This window comes from Blastococcus sp. MG754426 (genome assembly GCF_021699055.1).
Lineage (GTDB): Bacteria > Actinomycetota > Actinomycetes > Mycobacteriales > Geodermatophilaceae > Blastococcus.
This window is the reverse complement of sequence record NZ_SSXC01000129.1, coordinates 1-6,148: the sequence shown is the minus strand read 5'-3', so window position 1 is coordinate 6,148 and position 6,148 is coordinate 1. Positions and strand designations below refer to the sequence as shown.

The following is a 6,148-nucleotide window of genomic DNA, read 5'->3' as shown; positions in this document are numbered from 1 at the left end:
GTCGGCGACGACGACGTCGGCGGTGGCCAGGGCCTGGCGGCCGCGGACGGTGATCAGGCCGGGGTCGCCGGGGCCGCCACCGACCAGCACCACGCTGCCACCGGTCCCGGTCCCGCGCCGGTGCACCGCGAGGCTGCCGTCGGCCAGCCCGGTCAGGACGCCGTCGCGGAGGCCCGCCGCCGTCCGCTGGTCGTCGCCGTGCACGGCCACCACCAGGTCGCCGGCGCGCCCGGTGACCGGCAGGTCGGCGGTCGCCGCCGGCGAGCCGTCGGGGCCGGCGCAGAACACCCGCTCCCGTTCGGCGTCGGCGAGCACCGCGGTGTCGACGTCGGGGTCGCCGGTGGCCGCAAGGGCGAACCAGGCCCCGGCGAGGTCGCCGCGGGCGTAGGGGCGTGCCGACCACGAGAGCCGCCCGGCCGCGGCCGCCGACTCCAGCGCCGGGGTGACCGCGGGGCTGACCACCACCACGCGGGCACCCGCGGCGAGCAGGCCGGCCGCACCGCGGTGCGCGGCGGCCCCGCCGCCGACGACGACCACGCGCCGCCCAGTCAGCCGCAGCCCGACCGGGTGCGGCGCGTCGTGGGCGGTCACGGTTCCTCCTGGTGGTCCGGGTGGGTCGGGTCGGAAGCTCGGGCGACCGCGACGGTCACCCGGCCGTGCACGGTCTTGCCGACCTCCAGCACGCCGCCGGTCAGCAGCGCGGCGGCCTCGGCGACCGACGGCGTGCCGACGCGACGGGCGACGGCGCCGGACGGCGCGGGGACGCGGACGGCGGCCAGCACCGCGGCCGGGTGTCCGGTGAGCGGCCAGCCGCGTTCGGCGGCGGCGCCCACCAGGCCCGGTTCACGCGTCCGCCTGTCCAGCGTGGCGAGCAGGACCGGCCCGGTGGGGGAGGGCAGCACCGCGTCGACGGCGGCGAGCACCTCGGCGGCGCTCACGCCCGAGGTCAGCCCGATGCCGACGGTCCTCACGTCGGCACCCCGGGCCGGTCGGGGAGGGCGGCCAGCAGCCCGGTGGCGTCGCGGGGGAGCGGCCCGTCCGGGAGCAGGCCGAGCGCGCGCAGCCGGGCGCCGACCTCCAGCGCCCAGGGGCGGGACAGGCGGGCGCGAGCGAGCAGGTCGCCGTCGCCCAGGACCTCGCCGGGGGGGCCCTGCACCACGGTGCGGTCCACGACGACGGCGACCTCGTCGGCCCAGCGCAGCGCCAGGTCGACGTCGTGGGTGCTCATGACCACCGTGGCGTCGTGCTCCTGCAGGCGGGCGAGGGCGGCCAGGGTGTCGGCGACGGCGGTGGGGTCGAGCCCCGCCGTCGGCTCGTCGAGCAGCAGCACGCAGGGGCGCATGGCGACCGCGCCGGCGATGGCGACCCGCTTGCGCTCCCCGTAGGAGAGCTGGTGGGTCGGGCGGGCGGCGAGCGGGGTGACGGCGAGCAGGTCGAGCGCCTCGGCGACGCGGGCCCGCACCTCCTCCTCGGGCAGGCCCAGGTTGAGCGGGCCGAAGGAGACGTCCTGCCCGACCGAGGCGCTGAAGAGCTGGTCGTCGGGGTCCTGGAGCACCAGCTGCACGACCTGCCGGTGCTCGCGCAGCCCGCGGCGGGTGTGCCGGAGCGGCGCCCCGTCGACGGTGACCGCGCCCGCGACCGGGCGCAGCGCCCCGGACAGGCAGCGCAGCAGCGTCGTCTTGCCCGACCCGTTGGCGCCCAGCAGCGCGAGCCGCCGGCCCGGGGGGACGGTGAGCCGCGCCCCGTCGAGCACCGGTGCCGCGCCCGGGTACCCGGCGACCAGGCCGGCGGCGGCGAGCGCCCGGTGGCTCACCGGGCCACCAGGGTGAGCGCGGTGATCGCGGCCGGCAGGGCGAGCGCGAGCGCGACGAAGGGCCGGGAGGAGGGCAGCGCGTCGGGCAGCACCCGGAGGCCGGTCTCCATCCCGCGGCCGGCCAGCCCGTCCTGCATGCGCCGCGCCCGGTCCCACGACCGGGTCAGCACGGCGGCGGCGAGCACCCCGGCCGAGCGGTAGGAGCGGCGGGGGGAGGACCAGCCCATGCGCGCGGCCTGCGCCTCGCGGATGGTGCCGAGGCTCTCGAGCAGCACGAACACCAGCCGGTAGGTCACGCCGGCCACCTCGACCACCGCCGCCGGCACGCGCAGCCGGCGCAGCTCGGGCAGCAGGTCCGACATCGGGGTGGTGGTGGCCAGGAGCAGCACCGCGGCGCTGCCGGCCACCGCGCGGCCCACGAGCGAGCCGGCCCGCTCGGCGGCGTCGGGGGCCCAGCCGATCCCGCCGTCGCCGACCGCGACGACCGCGGTGAGCGCGCCGATCGCGATGAACGCCAGCGGCCAGCGGATGGCCCGGCCGAAGGTGCGGGCCGGCACCCGGGCGGGACCGAGCGCCAGCGCGACGGCGGCCAGGCCGACGAGGACGCTGCCCGGCCAGGCGGGCAGGAGCAGCGCGCAGCCGACGAGGCCGGCGCAGAGCAGCAGCTTGTCGCCGGGCGACCGCCCGCGCCAGGCGCTGCCCCACGCCGCCTGGTCGACCGCCAGGCCCGTCACCGCCGGTCGGTCTCCGCCACGGCGTCCGGTGCGGTCGCTCCCCGCCGGCCGCGCAGCCGGCCCAGCACGTAGCCGAGCACGCCGGCGCCGAGCGCCGCCTGCAGCGCGAACAGGCCCGACTCGACCTCCCCGGCCGGGGCGAACACCGAGTCGAACCAGGGGGTGTAGCCGTCGGCCTCGAGCTCCTCGGTCACCGCGGCGTCGGTGCCGCCGTACTCGGAGACGCCGCCGTCGACCAGCAGCGGGATCGCGAACAGCGCGACGACCACGACGACGAGCAGGGTGGTGACGAGCGCACGGCGGGTCACGCGGCACCTCCGGTGGTCGCGGGGACGGCGGCGGGCTGCAGGACCCCGAGCCGTTCGAGCTCGGGGCGGGCGTTGACGGTGAGCACCCGGAACAGCAGGACGCCGAGGAGGCCCTCGCCGATCGCCAGCGGGATCTGCGTGACCGCGAAGACGCCGAGGAACTTGGCCAGCGCCCCGGCGAGCCCGGTGCTCGCGTCGGGGAAGGCCAGCGCGAGCTGCAGCGAGGTGGTGACGTAGGTGGCGAGGTCGGCCAGCGCGACGCCGGTGAAGACCGCCGGCAGCAGCCCGGCGCCGGCCGCGCGGGTCAGCCGGTAGGCGCCGTACCCGGCCCAGGGCCCGACGACGGCGAAGGCGAACGCGTTGGCCCCGAGCGTGGTCAGGCCGCCGTGCGCGAGCAGCAGCGCCTGGAACAGCAGCACCACGGTGCCGAGCAGCGCCATGACCGGTGGCCGGAACAGGATCGCGCCGGGCCCGGTGCCGGTCGGGTGGCTCGAGCTGCCGGTGACGCTGGGCAGCTTGATCGCGCTGAGCACGAAGGTGAAGGCGCCGGCCGCGCCGAGCAGCAGCGTCGCCTCCGGGTTCTCGCGCACCTCCTTGACCACGGCGCGCGCACCGTGCGCGACGAAGGGCGCGGCGGCGAGCGTCCAGCCCAGCGCGTGCCCGGCGGGCAGGAATCCCTCAGCGATGTGCACGGGCGGTCTCCGATCGGACGGCGGGGGTGCAGGCGGTGACGAAGCGCTGGGCCACCCCGGGGGTGCCGGCCCAGTTGAGGTGCAGGTAGGAGGCGTGGACGCCGCCCTGCACGAACCCCTCGCGGGCGGTCGCGCCCCACTGCCAGGCGGGCGACGGGCCGGCCGGTGGGTCGGCGTGCGTGCGGTGGAACTCGTGGCCGCGCACCCGGGTGCCGGCGGCGGCGAGCACGGAGCCGGTGGTCGCGACCGCGGCGCGGTAGCCGAGGGTCAGCCGGGGCGCCATCGCCGTCGCCACGTCCAGCACGCCGCACATCGGCACGCCGTCGAGCTCGCGGGCCAGGTACAGCAGCCCCGCGCACTCGGCGGCGACCGGGGCGCCGCGGGCGGCGAGCGCGGCGACGTCGGCCCGCAGGGTCTCGTTGGCCGAGAGCTCCGCGGCGTAGACCTCGGGGAAGCCGCCACCGACGACCAGCCCGTCGGTGCCCTCCGGCAGCGCCTCGTCCCGCAGCGGGTCGACGGTCACCACCTCGGCGCCGGCGGCGGCGAGCAGTTCGGCGTTCTCCGCGTAGCCGAAGGTGAACGCCGGGCCGCCGGCGACGGCGATCCGCGGGCGGCCGCCGGTCGGGGTGACCTCTGCCGCCGGGTCCCAGGGCTGCGCCGCGACGTCGGGTGCGGTGCCCGCCAGCCGCAGCACGGCCGTCAGGTCGACGCCGTCGGCGACCACCTCGCCGAGCCGGCGCACGGTCGCCACCGCCTCGGCCGACCGCTCGGCCGCCGGCACCAGGCCCAGGTGGCGGGAGGGGGTGTGCAGCGTCTCGAGCCGGCGGATCGCGCCGAGCACCGGGACCCCGGCGGCCCCGAGCGCCGCGCGCAGGATCGCCTCGTGCCGGTCGCTGCCGACCCGGTTGAGGATCACCCCGCCCAGGCGGACCGAGGGGTCGAAGGTGGCGAAGCCGTGCACCAGGGCGGCCACCGACCGGGCCTGCGACGACGCGTCGACCACGAGGACCACCGGTGCCCGCAGCAGGCCGGCGACGTGCGCGGTGGAGGCGAACCCGGGCTCGACGGTGGGGTGGGTGGCGCCGTCGAACAGGCCCATGACGCCCTCGACGACGGCGAGGTCGGCGCCGCGGGCGCCGTGGAGCAGCAGCGGGGCGATCCGCTCCTCGCCGACCAGCCACGGGTCGAGGTTGCGGCCCGGCCGGCCGGCGGCGAGCCCGTGGTAGCCCGGGTCGATGTAGTCGGGGCCGACCTTGTGCGGGCTCACGGTCAGCCCGCGGGCGGTCAACGCGGCGACGAGGCCGGTGGTGACCGACGTCTTGCCGGCGTCGGAGGACGGCGCCGCGACGACGACCCGCGGGATGCGGGTCACCACTCGATCCCCCGCTGGCCCTTCTGGCCGGCGTCCATCGGGTGCTTGACCTTGGTCATCTCCACGACCAGGTCGGCGGCCTCGACCAGCGCCGGGGGAGCGTCCCGCCCGGTGATGACGACGTGCTGGTTGCCGGGGCGCGCCGTCAGCGTCGCGACGACGTCGTCGACGTCCACCCAGCCCCACTTCAGCGGGTAGGTGAACTCGTCGAGCACGTAGAAGCGGTGTGCTTCCGCGGCGAGGTCGCGCTTGATCTGCGCCCAGCCCTCGGCGGCGTCGGCGGCGTGGTCGGTCTCGGTGCCCTGGCGGCGCGACCAGCTCCAGCCGCTGCCCATCTTGTGCCAGACCACCGGGCCGCCCTCGCCGGTCTGCTCGTGCAGCCTGCCCAGCGCGGTCAGCGCGTTCTCCTCGCCGACCTTCCACTTGGCGCTCTTGACGAACTGGTAGACCGCGATCGACCAGCCCTGGTTCCACGCCCGCATCGCCATGCCGAAGGCGGCGGTGGACTTGCCCTTCATCTCGCCGGTGTGCACGGCCAGCAGGGGCCGGTTGCGGCGCTGCCTCGTGGTCAGCCCGTCGGCGGGGACGACCTCCACCCGTCCCTGCGGCATCAGGCAGCCCTGCTGTCGCGGACGACGCCGGCCAGCTGGTCCGCGCCGAGCTCCTCCAGGCGCATCGTCCGCGCGCCCAGCGCCGCACCCAGCGACGCCGCCAGGCCCAGCCGCACCGGCCCGGACTCGCAGTCGACGACCACGCCCGCGACGTCGGCGAGCAGGCCGGCGGCGCGGCGCGCCTCACCCAGGTGGTCGCCGCCGCGCGCGCCGGTGGCCCGGCCGTCGGTGACGACGACCAGCAGCGGGCGGCGACGCGGGTCGCGCACCCGCTCCCGCGCCAGCGTGCGGTGCGCCTCGAGCAGGCCGGCGGCCAGCGGGGTGCGCCCGCCGGTGGGCAGCCCGGTGAGCCGCGCGGCGGCGGCCTCGACCGACCAGGTCGGGGGGAGCGCGAGCTCTGCGGCGTCGCCGCGGAAGGTGATCAGGCCGACCTTGTCCCGGCGCTGGTAGGCGTCCAGCAGCAGCGAGAGGACGGCGCCCTTCACCGCGGCCATCCGCGAGCGGGCGCCCATGGAGCCGCTGGCGTCGACGACGAAGAGCACCAGGTTGCCCTCGCGGCCCTCGAGCACGGCCTGGCGGAGGTCGTCACGTTCCACCACCAGGCCCGGTCCGCGGCGG

At 78.0% G+C, this 6,148-nt stretch carries 9 protein-coding genes; all 9 read right to left on the bottom strand.

Features of this window, described 5'->3' with window-relative positions:
- Positions 1 to 591 (bottom strand): NAD(P)-dependent oxidoreductase (locus tag E9549_RS22270; RefSeq protein ID WP_236828784.1); only part of this gene is annotated, 591 nt, incomplete at its 3' end.
- Positions 588 to 971, bottom strand: coding sequence for a cobalamin biosynthesis protein (locus E9549_RS22265; RefSeq protein ID WP_236828783.1), 384 nt, complete (start codon positions 969 to 971; stop codon positions 588 to 590). The genes E9549_RS22270 and E9549_RS22265, both read right to left, overlap by 4 nt.
- On the bottom strand, positions 968 to 1,813 hold the full coding sequence (locus E9549_RS22260) for an energy-coupling factor ABC transporter ATP-binding protein (RefSeq protein WP_236828782.1): 846 nt from the start codon (positions 1,811 to 1,813) through the stop codon (positions 968 to 970). Before E9549_RS22260 ends, E9549_RS22265 begins: the two co-directional genes overlap by 4 nt.
- Positions 1,810 to 2,547, bottom strand: coding sequence for a cobalt ECF transporter T component CbiQ (cbiQ, locus tag E9549_RS22255; protein WP_236828781.1), 738 nt, complete (start codon positions 2,545 to 2,547; stop codon positions 1,810 to 1,812). The genes E9549_RS22260 and cbiQ overlap by 4 nt, the downstream gene beginning before the upstream one ends.
- Positions 2,544 to 2,855, bottom strand: coding sequence for an energy-coupling factor ABC transporter substrate-binding protein (locus E9549_RS22250; protein ID WP_236828780.1), 312 nt, complete (start codon positions 2,853 to 2,855; stop codon positions 2,544 to 2,546). Before E9549_RS22250 ends, cbiQ begins: the two co-directional genes overlap by 4 nt.
- Positions 2,852 to 3,547 carry an energy-coupling factor ABC transporter permease gene (locus tag E9549_RS22245; protein WP_236828779.1) on the bottom strand — a complete coding sequence of 232 codons (696 nt, stop codon included), beginning with the start codon at positions 3,545 to 3,547 and terminating at the stop codon, positions 2,852 to 2,854. The genes E9549_RS22250 and E9549_RS22245 overlap by 4 nt, the downstream gene beginning before the upstream one ends.
- Positions 3,534 to 4,919, bottom strand: coding sequence for a cobyrinate a,c-diamide synthase (locus tag E9549_RS22240; RefSeq protein ID WP_236828778.1), 1,386 nt, complete (start codon positions 4,917 to 4,919; stop codon positions 3,534 to 3,536). The genes E9549_RS22245 and E9549_RS22240 overlap by 14 nt, the downstream gene beginning before the upstream one ends.
- Positions 4,916 to 5,530: a cob(I)yrinic acid a,c-diamide adenosyltransferase gene (cobO, locus tag E9549_RS22235; protein ID WP_236828776.1), complete on the bottom strand. Its 615-nt coding sequence runs from the start codon at positions 5,528 to 5,530 to the stop codon at positions 4,916 to 4,918. Before cobO ends, E9549_RS22240 begins: the two co-directional genes overlap by 4 nt.
- A partial coding sequence (locus tag E9549_RS22230) for a VWA domain-containing protein (RefSeq protein WP_236828775.1) occupies positions 5,530 to 6,148 on the bottom strand: 619 nt, incomplete at its 5' end. The genes cobO and E9549_RS22230, both read right to left, overlap by 1 nt.

Excerpts from the sequence above, each read along its gene's own strand:
- cobO (WP_236828776.1), bottom strand. The coding sequence starts at position 5,530 with ATGCCGCAGGGACGGGTGGAGGTCGTCCCCGCCGACGGGCTGACCACG.